General features: G+C 69.1%; 12 protein-coding genes. 5 read left to right on the top strand and 7 right to left on the bottom strand.

What is annotated here, in order from left to right:
• Positions 1-108 precede the first annotated feature (108 nt).
• Complete coding sequence (locus tag ACWGH4_RS12810; protein WP_453459311.1) at positions 109-1,395, top strand: HRDC domain-containing protein; 1,287 nt, start codon at positions 109-111, stop codon at positions 1,393-1,395.
• Here the strand turns inward: ACWGH4_RS12810 and ACWGH4_RS12805 are convergent.
• Positions 1,376-2,302, bottom strand: coding sequence for a LysR family transcriptional regulator (locus ACWGH4_RS12805; protein WP_453459308.1), 927 nt, complete (start codon positions 2,300-2,302; stop codon positions 1,376-1,378). The two genes, ACWGH4_RS12810 and ACWGH4_RS12805, sit on opposite strands and share 20 nt — an antisense overlap.
• Before the next feature lie 98 nt (positions 2,303-2,400).
• Here ACWGH4_RS12805 and ACWGH4_RS12800 point away from each other — a divergent pair, with 98 nt between their 5' ends.
• From ACWGH4_RS12800 to ACWGH4_RS12790, 3 genes are all read left to right on the top strand, one after another.
• Positions 2,401-2,766: a YybH family protein gene (locus tag ACWGH4_RS12800; protein WP_441264891.1), complete on the top strand. Its 366-nt coding sequence runs from the start codon at positions 2,401-2,403 to the stop codon at positions 2,764-2,766.
• Positions 2,767-2,964: 198 nt separating this feature from the next.
• Positions 2,965-4,191: a thiolase family protein gene (locus ACWGH4_RS12795; RefSeq protein ID WP_453459305.1), complete on the top strand. Its 1,227-nt coding sequence runs from the start codon at positions 2,965-2,967 to the stop codon at positions 4,189-4,191.
• Entirely contained in the window at positions 4,188-6,317 is a 2,130-nt protein-coding gene (locus ACWGH4_RS12790) for a 3-hydroxyacyl-CoA dehydrogenase NAD-binding domain-containing protein (protein ID WP_453459302.1), read from the top strand. The genes ACWGH4_RS12795 and ACWGH4_RS12790 overlap by 4 nt, the downstream gene beginning before the upstream one ends.
• A 323-nt stretch (positions 6,318-6,640) precedes the next feature.
• On the opposite strand, the gene ACWGH4_RS12785 is transcribed toward ACWGH4_RS12790, so the two are convergent.
• From ACWGH4_RS12785 to galU, 6 genes are all read right to left on the bottom strand, one after another.
• Entirely contained in the window at positions 6,641-9,382 is a 2,742-nt protein-coding gene (locus tag ACWGH4_RS12785) for a bifunctional glycosyltransferase/CDP-glycerol:glycerophosphate glycerophosphotransferase (RefSeq protein ID WP_453459300.1), read from the bottom strand.
• 49 nt (positions 9,383-9,431) lie between these two features.
• Positions 9,432-10,907 (bottom strand): glycosyltransferase family 2 protein, encoded by a 1,476-nt coding sequence (locus tag ACWGH4_RS12780; protein WP_453459297.1) that lies wholly within the window; start codon positions 10,905-10,907, stop codon positions 9,432-9,434.
• A gap of 21 nt (positions 10,908-10,928) precedes the next feature.
• Positions 10,929-13,682 (bottom strand): bifunctional glycosyltransferase/CDP-glycerol:glycerophosphate glycerophosphotransferase, encoded by a 2,754-nt coding sequence (locus ACWGH4_RS12775; RefSeq protein WP_453459294.1) that lies wholly within the window; start codon positions 13,680-13,682, stop codon positions 10,929-10,931.
• 48 nt (positions 13,683-13,730) lie between these two features.
• Positions 13,731-15,554, bottom strand: coding sequence for a stealth family protein (locus ACWGH4_RS12770; protein ID WP_453459291.1), 1,824 nt, complete (start codon positions 15,552-15,554; stop codon positions 13,731-13,733).
• Between the two features lie 319 nt (positions 15,555-15,873).
• Positions 15,874-17,004: a hypothetical protein gene (locus ACWGH4_RS12765; protein ID WP_453459288.1), complete on the bottom strand. Its 1,131-nt coding sequence runs from the start codon at positions 17,002-17,004 to the stop codon at positions 15,874-15,876.
• Between the two features lie 207 nt (positions 17,005-17,211).
• The gene (gene galU, locus ACWGH4_RS12760; RefSeq protein ID WP_453459285.1) at positions 17,212-18,114 is read right to left on the bottom strand and encodes a UTP--glucose-1-phosphate uridylyltransferase GalU; all 903 of its coding nucleotides are present in this window, start codon (positions 18,112-18,114) and stop codon (positions 17,212-17,214) included.
• Positions 18,115-18,305: 191 nt separating this feature from the next.
• Between galU and ACWGH4_RS12755 the strand changes: the two genes are divergently transcribed.
• Positions 18,306-19,397: an LCP family protein gene (locus tag ACWGH4_RS12755; RefSeq protein ID WP_453459282.1), complete on the top strand. Its 1,092-nt coding sequence runs from the start codon at positions 18,306-18,308 to the stop codon at positions 19,395-19,397.
• Positions 19,398-19,405 lie beyond the last annotated feature (8 nt).

The raw sequence follows: 19,405 nt of genomic DNA, 5'->3' as shown, positions 1-19,405 counted from the left end.
CCGTGGCCCTCCGTACCGGAATCATCCACTGACCACTTCTCGCCCCCACCGCCCGTCGACGGAACGTTCCGTCGACGGGCGCCTTCCGTTCACAGATACCCTTGACACGTGACCGACGCCCAAGAGACCGCAGCAGAGACGACACTGCATACCACCGGGGGCGCCCCCTCGGACGACGAGGTCCCTGCCGCAGGGCTGCCGATCCCGTTGCTGGAGCCCTGTGAAGGCATTCCCCCGGTGGTCGCCGACGAGGCCGCGCTGGCCGAGGTGATCGCCGCCTTCGCCGCGGGCACCGGCCCCGTGGCCGTCGACGCGGAGCGCGCGTCCGGCTACCGCTACGGACAGCGCGCGTACCTCGTGCAGCTGCGCCGCGAGGGCGCCGGCACCGCGCTCGTCGACCCGGTCGGCTGCCCCGACCTCTCCGCGCTCGGCGACGCGCTCGCCGACACGGAGTGGATCCTGCACGCCGCCACCCAGGACCTTCCGTGCCTGCGGGAAATAGGCATGGTCCCCGCGCGGATCTTCGACACGGAGCTGGCCGGGCGGCTCGGCGGCTTTCCGCGGGTGGGGCTCGGCGCGATGGTCGAGGGCGTCCTCGGCTACGCCCTGGAGAAGGGCCACTCCGCCGTCGACTGGTCCACCCGGCCCCTGCCCGAGCCGTGGCTGCGGTACGCGGCCCTCGACGTGGAGCTGCTGGTCGACCTGCGCGACGCGCTGGAGAAGGAACTGGACCGGCAGGGCAAGCTCGACTGGGCCCACCAGGAGTTCGACGCGATCGCCTCCGCCCCGCCCCCGCCGCCGCGCCGCGATCCCTGGCGCCGTACGTCGGGGATGCACAAGGTGCGCCGCCGCCGCCAGATGGCGGTCGTACGGGAGATGTGGACCGTGCGCGACCGGGTCGCCCAGCGCCGGGACGTGTCTCCCGGCAAGGTGCTCGGCGACGCGGCGATCGTCGAGGCCGCGCTCGCCCTGCCGGCGAACGTGCACGCCCTCACCGCGCTGCCCGGCTTCGGGCACCGGATGGGCCGGCGTCAGCTCGAGCAGTGGCAGGCCGCGGTCGACCGGGCCAAGGCTCTGCCCGACTCCGAGCTCCCGCAGCCCGGCCAGCCGCTGAACGGTCCCCCACCGCCACGGTCGTGGGCCGACAAGGACCCGGCCGCCGCCGCCCGCCTGTCCGCCGCGCGCGCGGCGGTCTCCGCGCTGGCGGAGGAACTGAACATGCCGCAGGAGAACCTGATCACGCCGGACACCGTCCGGCGGGTGTGCTGGGAGCCGCCCGCGACGGTCACGGTCACGACGGTGGCCGACATGCTGGAGTCTCTCGGCGCGCGTGAGTGGCAGCGGCAGCTCGTCGCGCCGCTGCTGGCAGGGGCGATCACGGCCCGCCCGGCGTAGCGGCCGCGTCCACCGCGGCGGGGCCCGCCGCCCCGGTGAAGGCCCCGCGGCAGTGGGCGCTCAGCGCCCGCACCGCGGGGTTGTCCGTCCGCCGCCGGACCAGCGCGAGCTGCGCGCATGTCCGGACGTCGTCGATGAGCCGGGCGGTCAGTCCGTCCTGATACCCGGCGGCCATGGATTCGCTCAGCACCGCGACACCGAGTCCCCGCCGGGCGAGGTCCGCGACGGCGTCCGCGGCGCTCGCCTGGAGCGCGATCCGAGGCTCGATCCCCCGCTCCGCGCAGGCGCTGTCGAGCAGTGTGCGCAGGCCGGTGCCCGGCGGCATGCAGACGAGCGGGTGGGCCGCCGCCTCCCGCAGTGTGACCCGGCGGCACTGCGCGAGAGCGTGGTCATGGGGGACGGCGACGACGAGCCGCTCGCTGATCACCGTCCATGTGTCGAGGCCTTCGACCGCCGGGGCCGCGGTCCCGACGAGCGCCAGATCCACGCCGCCCGCGCGTACGGCCTCGATCAGCCGGTCCGAGTTGTCCTCCAGCAGACGCAGTTCCACGCCCGGGTGCGCCCGGTGGAAGGCGGCGAGTCCGTCGAAGAACGGGGTGACGGTGCACCCCGCCACCATGCCGACCGTCAGCCGGCCACGGATCAGGCCGGTCAGCTCTCCCACCGCCCGGCCGACGGCACCGGCTGCCTCCAGTGCTGCCCTTGCGTGCCCGAGTGCCGCCTCCCCGGCCGGGGTGAGCGTGACGCTGCGGGCCGTCCGGTCGAACAACTCGGCGCCGACCTCGGTCTCGAGGCGGCGGATCTGGGCGCTGACGCCGGACTGGCTGATGTGCATCCGTGCGGCGGCGCGGGTGAAGTTCCGCTCCTCGGCGACCGCGACGAAGTATGCGAGCTGCCTGAGTTCCATAACCAGGAATGCTAGTTCCCATCGAAACCATCTGTTGGACTTCTGATCGTGCCGGGCCGACCCTTGAAGGACCGAAGCCGGATCAGCCTGGAGCAGCGATGACCGAGTACGAGAAGGCCCTGCACCCCGAGGACATCACCCGCCTGTTCGTCGAACGTTCCAACGCGGGCGACGCGGCCGGGGTGGCCGCGCTGTACGAGGAGGACGCGGTGCTGGCCTTTCCTCCGGGCCGGCAGACCGTGGGCCGCGAAGCGATCAGGGCCCTGTGGGAGAAGGTGCTGGCGGACGCGCCCACGTTCCGCCCCGAGGCGCCGCTGCCCACACTGATCAGCGGGGACCTCGCACTGACGTCCACCCCGCCGTCGGACGGTGCCGGGGCCCGGGCGCAGGTCGCCCGCCGCCAGCCGGACGGGAGCTGGCTGCGCGTGCTGGACCAGCCGGAGTTCGTGACCCCGACGCACTGAGCGACCGCCGGGACGGGGCGTTTCGCGCCTGGCCGGGGCGGGGAAGGGCTCCGCGCAGCCGCCTGCGACGTGTGACCTTCACCGCTCCCGGCCCAGGGGGTGGGCAGCTTGGTTACCCACAAGTAGCATGGGGCGAGCAAGCGCACGCTCAGCGTGCGCCCGCAGCAGTGCAACCCCGCACCCTGGAGGAGAGCCATCGTGCCTCGTACCGTCAGGGACGTCGTCTTCGTCGACGGCGTCCGCACCCCGTTCGGCAAGGCGGGCCCGAAGGGCATCTACCACGAGACCCGCGCCGACGATCTCGTCGTGAAGGCCATCCGGGAGCTGCTGCGCCGCAACCCGGCCCTCGACCCCGCGAAGATCGACGAGGTCGCCATCGCCGCGACCACGCAGATCGGTGACCAGGGTCTGACCCTCGGCCGTACCGCCGGCATCCTCGCCGGGCTGCCGCAGTCCGTGCCCGGCTACTCCATCGACCGGATGTGCGCCGGTGCGCTCACCGCCGTGACGAGCGTCGCCGGTTCCATCGCGTTCGGCGCGTACGACGCCGTCATCGCCGGTGGTGTCGAGCACATGGGCCGCCACCCCATGGGCGAGGGCGTCGACCCGAACCCGCGCTTCGTCAGCGAGAAGCTCGTCGACGAGTCCGCCCTCTTCATGGGCATGACCGCGGAGAACCTGCACGACCGGTACCCGCAGATCACCAAGCAGCGCGCCGACGAGTACGCCGTGCGTTCGCAGGAGAAGGCCGCCAAGGCGTACGCCAACGGCAAGATCCAGCAGGACCTGGTGCCGGTCTCCGTCCGCCGCACCAACCCCGAGGCCGGCGAGACCGGCTGGGGCCTCGTCACCGCCGACGAGCCGATGCGCCCGGGCACCACGCTCGAGTCCCTCGCGGGCCTGAAGACGCCGTTCCGCGTCCACGGCCGCGTCACCGCCGGCAACGCCGCGGGCCTGAACGACGGCGCCACCGCCTCGATCATCGCATCCGAGGAGTTCGCCCGCGAGAACAACCTCCCGGTCAAGATGCGTCTCGTCTCGTACGCCTTCGCCGGTGTCGAGCCGGAGGTCATGGGCTACGGCCCGATCCCCGCGACCGAGAAGGCCCTCGCCAAGGCCGGCCTGTCGATCGAGGACATCAACCTCTTCGAGATCAACGAGGCCTTCGCCGTCCAGGTGCTGGCGTTCCTCGAGCACTACGGCATCGCCGACGACGACGCGCGCGTCAACCAGTACGGCGGCGCGATCGCGTACGGCCACCCGCTGGCCTCCTCCGGTGTGCGTCTGATGACGCAGCTGGCCCGCCAGTTCGAGGAGCAGCCGGAGGTCCGCTACGGCCTCACCACGATGTGCGTCGGCTTCGGCATGGGCGCCACGGTCATCTGGGAGAACCCGCACCACAAGGACGCCGGAGGCGACAAGTGAGCACCACCGCTGAACTTCTGAAGGGCGCGGCCGAGCTGTTCCCCGACGAGGTCGTCACGCAGGCGCACGTACGCCACCTCGACCTCCCCGCCGGCGCCGGGCGCTTCGCGCTCATCACGCTGGACAACGGCCTGGACCACACCAAGCCGACCACCTTCGGCCCGCAGTCGCTCGCGAATCTGAACACCGCGATCGACCAGGTCGAGGCGGAGGCGGCGAACGGCGACATCGTCGGCGTCGGCGTCACCGGCAAGCCGTTCATCTTCGCCGTCGGCGCGGACCTCAAGGGCGTGGAGCTGCTCAAGGAGCACTCCGACGCGCTCGCCATCGGCAAGGGCGGCCACGACGTCTTCAAGCGTCTCTCCGCCCTCGCGGTCCCGACCTTCGCGTACTACAACGGCGCGGCCATGGGCGGCGGCGTCGAGGTCGGTCTGCACTGCTCGTACCGCACCGTCTCCAAGGCGATCCCGGCCTTCTCGCTGCCCGAGGTCTTCCTCGGTCTCGTCCCCGGCTGGGGCGGCTGCACGATCCTGCCGAACCTGATCGGCGCCGAGCGCGCGGTCTCGGTCATCATCGAGAACTCGCTCAGCCAGAACAAGCAGCTCAAGGGCGCCCAGGTCTTCGAACTCGGCATCGCCGACGCGATCTTCGAAGGCGCGGACTTCCTGGAGCAGTCCCTCGTCTGGACGGCGTCCGTCCTCAAGGGCGAGATCGCCGTGGAGCGTCCCGCGATCGACCGCGGCGAGGCCTGGGACCAGGCCGTCGCCAAGGGCCGGTTCGTCGCCGACTCCAAGGTGCACGGCGCGGCCCCCGCCGCGTACCGCGCCCTCGACATCATCGAGGCGTCCAAGGACGGCGACCTGCAGAAGGGCTTCGACGCCGAGGACCAGGCCCTGGCCGACCTCATCATGGGCGGCGAACTGCGCTCCGGCATCTACGCCTTCAACCTGGTCCAGAAGCGCGGCAAGCGCCCGGCCGGCGCGCCGGACAAGAGCCTGGCCCGCCCGGTCACCAAGGTCGGCGTCGTCGGCGCCGGTCTGATGGCCTCGCAGCTGGCGCTGCTGTTCCTGCGCCGCCTCGAGGTGCCGGTCGTCCTGACCGACATCGACCAGGAGCGCATCGACAAGGGCGTGGGCTACGTCCACGCCGAGATCGAGAAGCTGCTCGGCAAGGGCCGCATCAACCAGGACAAGGCCAACCGCCTCAAGGCCCTGGTGACGGGTGTGCTCGACAAGGCCGAGGGCTTCGCGGACGCGGACTTCGTCATCGAGGCCGTGTTCGAGGAGATGAGCGTCAAGCAGAAGGTGTTCGCGGAGGTCGAGGCGGTCGCCCCGGCGCACGCGATCCTCGCCACCAACACCTCCTCGCTGTCGGTCTCCGAGATGGCGTCGCAGCTGAAGCACCCCGAGAGGGTCGTCGGCTTCCACTTCTTCAACCCGGTCGCGGTGCTGCCGCTGCTGGAGATCGTCCGCGGTGAGAAGACGGACGACGCTTCGCTGGCCACCGCGTTCGGTGTCGCGAAGAAGCTGAAGAAGACCGCGGTGCTCACCAAGGACGCCCCGGCGTTCGTCGTGAACCGCATCCTGACCCGCTTCATGGGCGAGATCCAGAACGTCATCGACGAGGGCACCCCGGTGGCCACCGCCGAGAAGGCCATCGAGCCGCTCGGCCTGCCGATGTCGCCGCTGGTCCTGCTGGAGCTCGTCGGCCCGGCCATCGGCCTCCACGTCTCCGAGACCCTGAACCGCGCCTTCCCGGAGCGCTTCAAGGTCTCCGAGAACCTGGCCGCGGTCGTCAAGGCCGGCAAGCGCGGCTTCTACGTCTACGACTCCGGCAAGCCGGAGCTGGACCCGGAGGTCGCCGCCCTCCTCAAGCAGGGCGACACCGTCCTGACGGAGGAGCAGGTCCGCGACCGCGTCCTGGACGCCGTCGCGCAGGAGATCGGCCTGATGCTCGAGGAGGGTGTCGTGGCCGAGGCCCAGGACATCGACCTCTGCCTGATCACGGGCGCCGGCTGGCCCTTCCACCTGGGCGGCATCACGCCGTACCTGGACCGCGAGGGTGTCTCCCAGCGCGTGAACGGCAAGCCGTTCCTGGCTCCGGGCGTGGCGAGCGTGCCCGCGTAGCGGTCTGTTCAGACGCCTGAGGGGCGTGGGGCGACTGCGGATCGGCTATGGCTGATCGCGCAGTCCCCCACGCCTCTCTCTTTTTTGAGCAACGTGCCACAGCGTCCAGTTGGCAGCGGAGCGCCGCCCCCGGGCCGGGGCCCCTGCCGCCGCAGCGAGTTCACCACGTACCGCTGCCCTGGAGGTCGCGCCAGACAGATCAGCCGGGCGTACGCGGCGGACTCGCTCACGGACCGACGTCGTGCCGCGGCGTGCGTCTCTGCTCCGACCATCCTGCCCTGATCGATTCGGTGACGCTGCGCCGCGGCCGGTGAGGTGGGGGCTTACACGTCCGACGCCGCGAGCTCCGCGATCGCGGCCGTCGCGCGGGCGCAGTTGTCGCGGTCCTCGAAGGCGAAGAACGCACGGGCGCGGTAGTCGTACTCCGGTTCGCGCACACAACCGTTGCCGAGGTAGCGGATCACTTCGGTCACCACTTCCTCGACGTTGCCGCACACCGGTCCGAACCCGTCGTACGCGGCCTCGAAGTACCCCTTCCTCGCGTGCTTCGCCCAGTACTCGTCCGGGTCGAACCGGGCATAGACGAGCGGCGTGCCGAGATAGGCCATGTCGAAGTGGACCGAGGACCAGTCGGTGATGAACAGGTCGCACTGACGCAGGGCCGTCTGGACGCTGACCTTCGTCTGGTCCAGGCGCTGCACCCGGGGATGGTCCGGGACGACCCCGTCGATCATGTTCCGCATCTCGTAGTGCGGAAGGAAGTCGAGCACGTAGTCGTAGTGCTCCAGCGCCTCCATCAGCTTCGGGTGACGCAGCAGCTGCACCATGAACTCCCGGTAGGTCGACTCCCGGAAGATCTCGTCGACCGCGTTCTGGTCGGCACCGTCCTGCTGGAGGTACGAAGGGATCGTCAGGTACTTGCGCCAGGTGGGCATCAGCAGGACACGCCGTCGCCCGCGGTCCGGCTGCAGTGCGTCGAAGCGCGGGAAGCCCAACGCCTTGGCCTGGTCTCCGTAGTGCATGTGCTCGGAGAAGTACCGGGCCTCCCGGTCGCTGGTCGCGAACACCAGGTCCACACCGGTCCGGTTGCGGTGCAGGGCCTTGCTGCCGTCCTCGTCGGTGACCCCGTGCTGGAGGAAGACCCGCCGGGCCCCCACCCGCCAGTTGAGGTGCTTGAGGTACTTCGTGCGGTCCCAGCCGTCGGGGAGCATGTACGAGTCGATGTCGTAGGCGTTGATGAGCAGCGACGCGTGCAGCATGAGCAGCTTGTGCTTCCAGGAGCTGTGCGCCACCACGTTGCCGAGGCGCTTCAGCTTGGCCCGGTCCGCGCTGCCCTTCTCGATGATGTAGTAGGCCTTGCGGCGGCGCTCGTGCTGACGCAGATACGTGAACAAGTGCAGGCTGTTGTCCTGTGCGGTGTCCCTGCGCTCGCCGATCAGCCAGATCTCCTTGCGGCGGAAGAACGCCAGCGTGGCCCGCCGGATGGCGCGGGCACGCCAGAAGGGCGCCTTGCGCTTCTTCTGCTCCTGGTCCAGGCCCTCGAGGAACTCCTCCCAGGCCTTGTCGCCGTCCCGGCCCTGCGCCTCCCGCACGAGCAGCACCGCGTTGTCCTTGCCCTTCGACAGCGGAAGGACCCAGTGGTCGGCGACCTTCATGGGACGGGCGCTGCGCAGCATCGCGGTGGTGGTCATGCACGGGCGTGAGACATCACGGCCGGAGGTGCAGAACACCAGCTTCAGCGGGAACTCACCGTTCTTGACGGCGCCTACCGGGACGACCGCCTCGAATCCGCCCCAGGCGAGATCGTCTCGCGTCGCCAGCAGGTCACTGCGCCACACCTGCCGCGCGGGAACCATCTGGCCGCTCTTCTCCACCCACAGCTGCAGGGGGTTGCGCATGGGCTCGCTCATGGGGAGTCCGTTGAGCACGAACCGGCCGGCCACGACGATCCCGCCGGACGCGGCGTCCGCCTGGATCCGTTCCACGTGCACGCTGGTGGAGGAGATCTTCGTCAGCGGGAGCAGCGCGCTCGGCACCGCGACGTCGAGGTAGAGGTCTCCGCCTCGCCCGTACACACCGCTGATCGCCTGCTCCGGGTGAGCGAAGAGCTTGTACCAGTTCATGTACATCGCCAGGAACGGCACCCGGTGGCGGGTGTCGTGGGTGGAGGCCAGGACCGCGTCGGGCGTCATCTGGGTGTAGACGGCGCGGGCCCGCTCGAAGAGCCGGAACAGTTCGTCCTCGGGCAGGACCTGCGGCGCGCGCAGGGCGAAACCCTGGTAGCTGCGCACCAGGAACCGGTTGAGGACCTCCTGCCGGTGGCCGGAGAGGCGGCGGCGGAGCGTCATCAGGTACTCCTCCAGCAGGAGGTGGTCCCAGTAGTTCTCCGTGCGCTCCCACAGCTTGTCCATCGTGGAGTCCTCGGCGGCGCGCTTGCGGTACCGGTAGACAGTGGTGGGCACCATCGCGATGCGGTCCGCGAGCAGCATGGCGGGGACCGAGAAGAACGCGTCCTCGAAGTGCACGCCCTCACGGAACCGGATGTTGTTCGCGCGGATGAACTCGACGTCGAAGAGCTTGTGACAGGCGCTTCCGCCGTGGATCATCTCCGGGATGTTCTCGATCCCGGGGTGCACCTGGACATGCTTCCCGAAGTAGCGGAGCCAGGGCCAGTTGGTCTCCTCCGGGAACGTCTCCATCCGTCCGATGGTGAGCGGCACGCCCTCCTTGACCGCGGTGCGCCACATGGTTTCCAGGGCGTCCTCGGGCAGTACGTCGTCGGAGTCGCAGAACGTGATGTAGCGGGCGCTCACCAGGTCCATTCCCGCGTTCCTGGCCCCGCCTGCCTTTCCCTCCGGATGCACGAACGCCCAGACGTTCTGATGCTGTGCGGCGAACTCCGCCGCGATCGCGGCCGAGCTGTCGCTGCTGCCGTTGTCGACGAGGATCACCTGGCAGCGGTCGAACATCGTCTGGCGCGCCAGTGAGTCCAGGCACTCCGGGAGGTATCTCTCCACGTTGAAGATGGGGACGACGACGGCGACGGCGTAGAGGGGATCGAACACGTATGACTCCTGTTTTCTGCCAATACCCCATTTCTGGAGCGGACCCTGATCAGTGCTGGGGGGACTCGATGACGAGTTGGGCGTTCCCGCCGTCGGCCGCGATGCGTGTGAAGCCGTGGAACCCGTTGACGGGCGGCTGCTGGGCCAGGGACGGGGAGACGGCGCAGGGACGCGAGACGTCCCTGCCCCGGGTGCAGAGCACGAGACGCACGGGGAAGGAGCCGGACGGGAATTCCCGGGGGTCGACGGTGACGCTGAAGACGGCTCCCTCCTTGCCCGGCCGGTCGTGGGCCTGCCCGTGGTTCACCGCCGGAAGGGTCTTGCCGCTCCGTTCGAACCAGACCTGCAGTTCGAGGCCGGCCAGCAGTTCGTCGGGGATCCCATTGACCGAGAAGCAGCCGTGGATCACCGCCGTCCCGCCCTCGCCGGCGACGACCCCCTCGATCCGGGCCGGAACGGAGGTGACCTTCGTGAGCGGCAGCCCCCAGGACGTCCCCGGGTAGTCGATGTAGAGGTCCCCTTCACGGCCGAAGACCGATCCGAGGACGGAGGCCGGACGGTAGAAGAGCTCGAAGTCTCCGAAGTGCAACGCGAGATAGGGAATGCGGTGCCTGGTGTCGTTCGTGCTGCGGGCGAACTGCTCCGAGGTGATACCCCAGTACAGCGTGCGGCAGCGCTCGAAGAGCTGCCGGCAGTCGGATTCGCCGAAGACCCGCGGCGCCCTCAGCAGGAAGCCCTGCATGCTGCGGACGAGGAACCGCTCCAGCGTCTCCTGCTGGTACGGCGTGAGCTGCTGGCGCATGCCCGCGAGGTACTCGAGCATCATCAGCTGGTCGGCGTAGTTCTGCGGGAGGTCCCAGATGGTGTCCATGACGGAGGTGCCGTCTCCGCGCCTGCGGTACTCGTAGACGGGAGCGTCGACCAGCGCGATGCGCTCCGACATCAGCAGCGCGGGGATCGAGACATAGGCATCCTCGAAGGCGGTGCCGGTTCCGAACCGGATGCCCTGGGAGCGCAGCAGGTCGAGGTCGAAGATCTTGTTCCAGCAGGACGCCGAGTGGATGAGGTCCGGGATGTCGACGACGCTGCCCACCGTCTTGACGTTCTTGCCGAAGTACTTGTGCCACGCCGCCTTGACCGGCTTCGGGACATGCTTCTCGCGGCCCACGACGACCGTAGCCCTGGTTTTGACGATGGTGTTCCGGAGCACTTCCAGGGACCGCTCGGGCACGATGTCGTCGGCGTCCCAGAAGACGATGTACGGCGTCACGGCCATGTCCATGCCCATGTTGCGCGCGTCACCGGCCCGGCCCTGAGGCTGCGAGACCAGGTCGACGTTGGGGTACCGGCCGGCGAACTCATTCGCGATCGCCACCGACCCGTCACTGCTGCCGTTGTCGACGAGAATCACATGGGCGCGCGCGAATGCCGTCTGCGCCGCCACCGATTCCAGAAATTCGCCGAAGAATTTCTGGACGTCGCGGAACGGCACGACGACTGTCACGTCACGGTTGGCTTGGGACATAGTTCCTCCTGGCACACCACATCAATGATTCAACCCCCGGACGAGACGATCGATCGCTTCCGACGCCCTCACGTTGTTCTGCCGGTCCCGGTACTCGAAGAACTTCTCTGCCCGCCGTAGGTACTCGGTCTCCCGCACACACCCGCCCTGTATGTAGCGGACCACTTCACCCACGACCTCTTCGACGGTTTCACCGACCGGTCCGAATCCGTCCCGGCGGGCGTCGAAATAGCCTTTCTTGTAATGCCCGTCCCAGTACTCCTCGGCATCGAATTGCGCATAGACCAACGGAGTTCCGAGGTAGGCGATGTCGAAGGCGGTGGACGACCAGTCCGTGACGAAGAGATCGCAGCGACGCATGGCTTCCTGCACGCTGACCTCGTTCTGGTCGACGATCCGGACCCGTTGCTGGCCCGGCATCATCTCCCCGACCATCGCGCGCATTTCGTAGTGCGGCAGGAATTCCAGTGTGTAGTCGTACCGGTCCAGGGCAGCCAGCAGCTCCGGGTCGTTCAGGAAGCGGACCATGAAGTCCCGGTAGCTGGAGGCGAGGAACCGGTCGCGGGCGGCCTGGCGCGCCTCGCGTCCGCCGCCGTCACGGCTGTACGAGGCGACGGTCAGATAGGCGCGCCACGTCGGCATGAACAGGATGGTGCGCCCGCCGCGGGCGGGGACCAGCGCGTCGAAGCGGGGGAAGCCGATCACCTCCACCTGTCCCTCGTAGCCGAGTTCCTCGGACAGGAACCGCCCCTCGTGCCGGCTCACCGCGAGGATGAGGTCGACGCCCGTCCGGTTGCGGTGCAGGCCCTTGCTGACGTCCTTGTCCGTCACACCGTGCTGGAGGAAGACGCGACGGGCGCCGACACGCCAGTTCAGGTGCTTGAGGTAGCGGGTCCGGTCCCAGCCGTCGGGCAGCATGTAGGTGTCGATGTCATAGGCGTTGACCAGCGCGGACGCGTGCAGCATCAGCAGCTTGTGCTTCCAGGAGCTGTGCGCGACGACATGCCCGAGCCCCGCCAGACGGGCCCGGTCGGGGCTGTCGGCCCGGATGACGTAGTACGCCCCGCGCCGCTTCCCGGCGGTGCGCGCGTGCCGGAACAGGTGCCAGCCGTTGTCCTGCGCGGTGTCGCCCCGCTCACCGAACAGCCAGATGTCCCGGCCGAGGAACAGTGGCTTCAGCGGCTTCGTGAACAGCCGTATCAGTCGCTGCTTCCAGAACGGCCGGCGGCGCAGCACGTGCTTTGCGTCCTTGGCCAGGAGGCCGCCGAGGACGCCGCGCCGGCCGAGCCGGCCCGCCGAGCCGGAGACCATCAGGATCGCCCGGTTCTTCCCCTTCCAGTGCGGCACCACCCGTGTCCCGCCGTGCTCGACGACGCGCGCCCCGCGGAGATAGCCCGCGGCGACCAGGCACGGGGTGACCGCCTGGCCGCCCTCGGTGTCGAGGACGAATTCCAGGTCGTGGACACCGTGCCGCAGGTCGTCGAGGGGCAGGTCGGCGGTGAAGCCGCCCCATTCCATGTCGGGCCGCGTGTTCCTCAGGTCCCGTCGGCGGATCTGGACAGCGGGGACGCTCAGGCGACTGCCCCTGACGCGCAGGCCGAGTTGCCCCGCCAGGGGCCGGACCATGGGCATGCCATTGATCTCGAACCGTCCGGACAGCCGGAGCGTCCCGGTTCCCGGCACCCGGCGGACGTGCTCCAGATGGGCAGTGAAGGGCGTGGCCTGCGCCAGCGGGGACAGCCGGTCGGGCAGTCCGCCGGTGAGGTAGGGGCGGCCGTCGCGAACGGAGGGCTTGTCCAGCCGGGCCGCCCGGTCCGCGAAGAGGCCGAAGTCCCCGGTGACGAAGGCCAGATAGGCCACGCGATGACGGGCATCGGCGGTGGCCCTGACGACCACCTCGGGCGGGACGGCCCAGTAGACCGCGCGGCACCGCGCGTAGATCTCCTCCAGCTCCGCCCCCTGGAACAGGTCGGGTGCCCGGAGCGCGAAGCCCTGGTAGCTCCGTACCAGGAAGAGGTCGAGCACGGCTTTCGACGATTCCGGGAGGCCCGCGCCCAGCCGGTGCAGGTACTCCACGAGCCGGAGGTGGTCCCAGTAGTTCTGCCGCCGCGTCCAGATCGCGTCCATGGTCGAGTTCCCCGCGGCACGCTTGCGGTACCGGTAGACACACGCGTCGACCAGCGCGAGCCGGGTGGCGAGAACGAGCGCGGACACGCCGACATAGGCGTCCTCGAAATGGACGCCTTCCGCGAAGCGGATGTCATGGGAGCGCAGGTAGGAAAGGTCGAAGAGCTTGTTGCAGGCGCTTGCGCTGTGCACCAGTTCGGGCATCTCGGCAAGGCTGCCGAATGTCTGGTCGCCCTTTCCGAAGTGGTCCTTCCAGGCCCAGTTGGTCGGCTTGGGGAACGTCTCCATCGCGCCCACGACCACCTGGGCACCGGTCGCCAGGGAGGCGTCCAGCATGCGTTCGAGCGCGGTGGGCGGAAGCACGTCGTCGGAGTCGCAGAACGTGATACGCGGGCTGGTCGCCCGGTCCATGCCGAGGTTACGGGCCGCTCCGGCACCGCCGCCGCGGCGCACCAGCACCGTGGTGTTGGCGTGCCGACGGGCGAACTCCGCGCAGAGCCGGTAGGAGCCGTCCGTACTGCCGTTGTCGACGAGCACGACCTCGCAGCGCTCGAACACCGTCTGCGCCTCGATGGAATCCAGGCACTCTTGGAGGTACTGCTCCACGTTGTAGACCGGCACGACCAGCGTGACGTCAAAGGAATTCATGTGCGGCGGAACTCGCTCCCAGGCGGCGCGACAAGGAAGGGAATGTCATCAGTTGGCGGCATGGATGCTTCTTTCGGGCTCGGCCCGCCACTCGAGGACGTTCTCGTGTTCCGCGACTTCATAAGGGCTGGGCACCGGAAAATACGCCTCAAGGAAACGATTCAGCATGTCCCGCTGCGCTTCCGGGTCAGCGGACTCCACCGTGTCGTTGAGGCAGAAGGTGTCCATGTTCCGGTTGGCGAGGAGTGTGTTCAGGCGCCGCTCGGCCAGATCGTTCGAGAGATCGATGTACCGGTACTGGATCTCCCCCACCGTGGCCCGGGCGGAGTGGTACGCGAAATAGTGGTGCAGCGACGAGGCGATCGGCACGTCCTCGGGGGAACGGAAGCGCGAGTGCTGAGTGGTGGCGTGCTGCTCCGCGAAGGTCTCCTCGATGTCCTGCAGCACACTTCGGCGGAGCGCATGGGGCGTGTGCTTCATCTTCTGGGAGATCGCGGTACCGAATTTCTGCGCAATGAGCCACCGACTGTTCTTACCCGCTGCATTCACCGGGAGGTCCGCCGGGGAGACGACGCCGCCCGGTATCAGCGCGGGCGAGGTGAAGAACTTGGTGATGCCGTTCGGATGGAAGAAATGCGCAGGCGTCACCGGCCGGCCGAAGAACACGTCGTCGTTCAAGTAGAGGAAACACTCGGAGAGTCCCGGAATATGGTGCAGCTGGCTCTCGATGGCATGCGAGTTGAACGTCGGCAGGGCGGCTGCGTCGGAGAAGATCTCCCGGTGGTCCACCACCCGGAGGTTCGCGTGCTGCGCATGGAGCCAGGACGGGACCTGGCCGGCCGTCACGAGATAGATGTTGCGCACCCAGGGTGCGTTCTGGTGGAGCGACCGCAGCGAGTAGCGCAGTTCGTCGCGGCTGGTGTACCGCGAGTCGTTCGCCGCCTGCTCGTGCAGCCCGTCCGCGGAGAACCCCTGACGCGCGCGGTCGCGCGACGCCCGCCAGACCGGGTCCGAGTCGTCGACCCAGGTGTAGACGACGTCGATGGGGAACTGGTGGTCCTCGGGGAGCGGCACGGCGAACTCGGCCAGTGTTCTGGCGTCCCCCGTGTGGTACGCGGGAGGTATGGGGCTGAAGAGCCTCTGCGGCGCCGATCTGCACGGAGCGCTCACCGGGACCGCGTCGATGACCCGGTTGGGACGCGGAGCCCGCAGCTCCCCGTCGCGCTCCGCCCACACCTCGAGGTCGCATCCGGAGGCCGCGCCGAACACCAGCTGCTGGGTCGGGTCGCACACGTACCAGGCGACCCGCAGCACCTTGTGCTTGCGCAGCTGCCGCCACGACCGCTCCTCGTCCCCGGGCTCCATGCGGGCCTCGTTGCCGCCGGCCGGTCCCACATAGCCCGGCGCCTGCGCGAAGGCCAGCTGGAGCAGCTCCTCGACGAGCGGGCGGGATGCGGCCGGGACGGCGACAGCGGGCAGCCCGCTGCTCGTGCCCCGCACGCAGAAGTAGTCGACGCCCGCCGCCTCCAGAACGGAGACCACGATGTTCAGGTTGCGGGCGCGGGCCGCCCAGTCCGTCGCCCCCTCGACCAGCAGCGCACGCATATGGCGGCGGCCGACGCGGACGACCCGCAGGCTGTAGGCGGTACTGTGCCGGGCCGCCTTTCGCTTGCCCCCCATCGCCCAGACCACCGTGGCGGAGCGGGCGGAGTCGGCGGCGGCGAGGGAGGACTTCACGACCTTGCGCACCGGGGTCGGCACCCCGCGGACGATGCGCTGCCTCGCGCCGGTCGGCACCGCAGACCGGTACGCCGAAATCAGCGCTCCGGCTTCAGGGTTGTCCGAGCCACCCACGAGGCATCCACCATCCATACCCAGCAGCTCTGCCTTCCAAGGATGTCGCACACCCCGCCGCGTGGGCCTTGAAACAGGAAGAAGCTCGCGTTACCAGACGTAGGGGCACATCGCCCCCATCTCACTGCGATCACCACACATCGGCAATCCATCAAACTTTCACATAATGGTTTCCTAAAAGTCCAGGTGGAGACAGCTCATGGACAGGTTGTGACGCGTGATGATCGTCACTGATGAGCGGTACAACCTTTTGGATCTCTGGACTTCCGGCAGAGCCTGGTGTATTGACGCGCCGTAAGTTGTACGGCTTCCCCCACCTGCGGCGATGGAGGCCGACTCAGTCGCCCGGCAGGCGGTCCCAGTCGGACAGGGTGAGCCCGGGTTCCGCCCGCTGCCGATTCACCAGGACACCGCCGTCCGCTGCGACCGTCGCGATGACGACCCGACCCCGCCCGTCCAGCGTCAGCGCCGGAGTGCCGACACAGGCCACCCCCGTGTCGGTCCACCACAGTCCGCCGGACTCCCCACCGGTGCCACAGACACCGAGCACGGCTGTTCCCGTACGCCCCTTATGGGCCAGGACCGTGCAGTCATAGCCGTCGACGGTGGCACGGAGCGTGGCGTGGGGTCCCTCTCCCGGGGCCCCGCCCACGGGGAAGGCCCACTCGCCGGGCCGCTGCGCGTACACGCCCGCCCCGCTCTGCTCGGACCAGTACGCGGTGAACACCCCGGGAGCGGTCTCGAGGAGCGCGGCCGAGCCCGGTACCGGAGCGGGCACGAGGTCCTGTGCCCGGCGCAGGTCCGCTCCCTGCTCCGTCTGTACCCAGCGCATCACCGACCGGTGCCCCGGCGCGAGGAGTTCGACCAGGCCGGCGGAGTTCGTCGCGGCGGTCGGCCCGCCCTCGACGGCACCGCCGCGCAGGTCCTTCCACGCCTCCCACGGCCCGCTCTTGGATTCGCGCCGCAGCATGACCCCGCCGGGGCCACCGGAGACGAAGACGTGGACCGCACCCTGTCCGTCGACAGCGGCGGTCGGCACGCCGAGTGTCGCGGCATCCCTGGGGGCGCGGTACGGGTTGCCCAGGGAACGCCAGGCCCCCAGCGGCCGACCCGACTGGTATTGCACGGCGTAGAGCAGGTCGACCTTCGGCGTGTCCCCGCCCGACCGGCTCTCCCTGCGCCCGACGAAGTGCGCGTAACGATTGACCCCTTGAGCGATGGCGAGACCAGTCAGCCCGTCAGCGCGGAAGAAGTCCGGTCTGCTCCAGCGCCCGCTGCCGACCGCGGTCTCCGTCCAGCGGTGCACACCGCCTTCGACGAGCGCGTACACACTGAGGCGATCGTCGTTCCCGCGCAGCAGCCAGGACCCCGTGGCCACCGCCGTCACGGACACCCGCCGCGGCCGCACGTCGGCCTCGACACCGGGACGGGACCGCCGGTCCACCGCCTGAGCACCTCTGCCGCGCATCTCCGCCGTCCCCTCCTACGCCAGGGCCGGTGCCCACAGATGACTCCAGAATTCGCCACATCATATGCACATCCGAACAAGCGTCCCGCTGCGCCGTCGGCACCGCACGAGCCTCGGATCACGGCCTCCGGGCCGGGTTCAGGATGAGTGCAATGTCACCCAAGCGTCGGGCGGACAGGACCGGCCCGACCCTTCGCGGGGGCGGTCTCAGAGCTCCTCGCGGACCCAGTCCCGCAGCCATGCCCGGAAGTCGGGTCCGAGGTCCTCGCGCTCACAGGCGAGCCGGACGATGGCCCGCAGGTAGTCCCCGCGGTCACCGGTGTCGTACCGCCGACCCGTGAAGACCACCCCGTGGACCGGACCGCCCACCTCGGGACGGACCGCCAGTTCCTGAAGCGCGTCGGTCAGCTGGATCTCGTCACCGCGCCCCGGCGGCGTACGGCGCAGGACCTCGAAGACCTCAGGGTCGAGAACATAGCGCCCGATGACCGCGTAGCGGCTGGGCGCCTCACCCGGCGCGGGCTTCTCCATCAGGCCCGTGACGCGCACGACGTCATTGTCGGCCGTTGCCTCCACGGCGGCGCAGCCGTAGAGGTGGATCTGCTCCGGGGCGACCTCCATGAGCGCGACGACACTGCCGCCCAGCGCCTCTCGGACCTCGATCATCCGGGCGAGCAATGGGTCGCGAGGATCGATCAGGTCGTCCCCGAGCAGCACCGCGAACGGCTCGTCACCGACGTGTGCGGCCGCCGCGAGCACCGCGTGACCGAGCCCACGCGGGTCGCCCTGACGCACGTAGTGCACGGCCGCAAGGTCCGAAGACTCGCGCACGGTGGACAGACGCTGCTGGTCGCCCTTGCGCCCGAGGGCGTGCTCGAGTTCGTAGTTGCGGTCGAAGTGGTCTTCCAGAGCCCGCTTGTTGCGGCCTGTAACCATGAGCACATCCTCGAGGCCGGCCGCGACCGCCTCCTCGACGACGTACTGGATCGCCGGCTTGTCGATGACCGGCAGCATCTCCTTCGGCGTCGCCTTCGTGGCAGGCAGGAACCTGGTCCCGAGCCCTGCTGCAGGGATCACTGCTTTGACGACTCCGGGGCGTCTGTCGGTCATGAGCTTCCTTCCGGCGACCACAGCGTGGAGAGATTGTGAACGCCGATGAATGTAACCGCCCGCAAGAAGTCGAAAATTTGTCTATAGTGCACGGTCAGTCATGCATTCACGGACCGGTCACACCCCCCACCCGAGTCCCACGCACTCCACTTGCCCGTCCAGGGCAATGAAACTTGAGGACTCGAGACCGGATGAGCCACGACGCCGCCATCACACCGAGCCCGCAGGGGGACGGACACGGGAGAACGCGACGCAGGTCGGCTCCTCGCAAGCGCCGCCGCGGCCTGAAGATCACACTCGGGGTCGCACTGGTCCTCCTGCTGACCGCGGGAGGCACGGCCTACTGGATGTACAGCAGCCTCGACGGCAACATCAAGGGCGTCGACCTGGACAAGGCCATCGGTGACGACCGGCCTCAGAAGCTGCCGACCAGTGGTCAGAACCTGCTTGTCCTGGGCTCGGACTCACGGTCCGGTAGCAACGGCGGGCTGGCCGGCGGCAATGTCAGCGGCGCCCGTTCGGACACCGCGCTCATGATCCACATACCCGAGGGCCGTTCCAGCGCGACGGCGATCAGCATTCCGCGCGACACGCTGGTCACCCGGCCCGACTGCGTCAAGTCCGACGGCTCCACGCTGCCGTCCAAAGAGCGCGTGATGTTCAACTCCGTCTACTCGCTGGCCGGTCCCGCGTGCGTGGTGAAGACCGTTGAGAAGATGTCCGGGGTCCGGATGGACCACTACATGGAGATCGACTTCTCCGGCTTCAAGGAACTGGTCGACGCGATAGGCGGGGTGACCGTCGACGTGAAGGAGCCCATCCACGACGAGGAGTCGGGCCTCGACCTCACGGCCGGCTCCCACAAGCTCGACGGCACGCAGTCACTGGCGTTCGTCAGGACCCGGCACGGCATCGGCGACGGCAGCGACCTCGGCCGCATCGGCCTCCAGCAGCAGTTCATGATGGCGCTCCTCAGCGAGGTCAAGTCGCAGGACCTGCTGGGCAGTCCGGCCAAGTCGTTCAAGATCGCCGACTCGCTGACCCAGTCGCTGACGACCGACTCCGAGCTCGACTCCCTCACGAAGCTCGCCGACTTCGCCCGCAGCATGGACGGTGTCGACCCCGCCTCGATGGAGACGATCATGCTGCCCGTCGCCTACGACAAGGTGGACCCGAACCGGGTGGTGGCCGCCGAACCCCAGGCGACCGAGCTGTGGAAGGCGATACGCGAGGACTCCGAGATCCCGGAATCCGCGAAGAAGTCGCCCGCCACGGGCGGCTGACAGACCGC

This window comes from Streptomyces sp. NPDC054847, assembly GCF_053610925.1.
The sequence above is the reverse complement of the archived record's forward strand: the minus strand, read 5'-3'. Positions and strand labels throughout refer to the sequence as shown.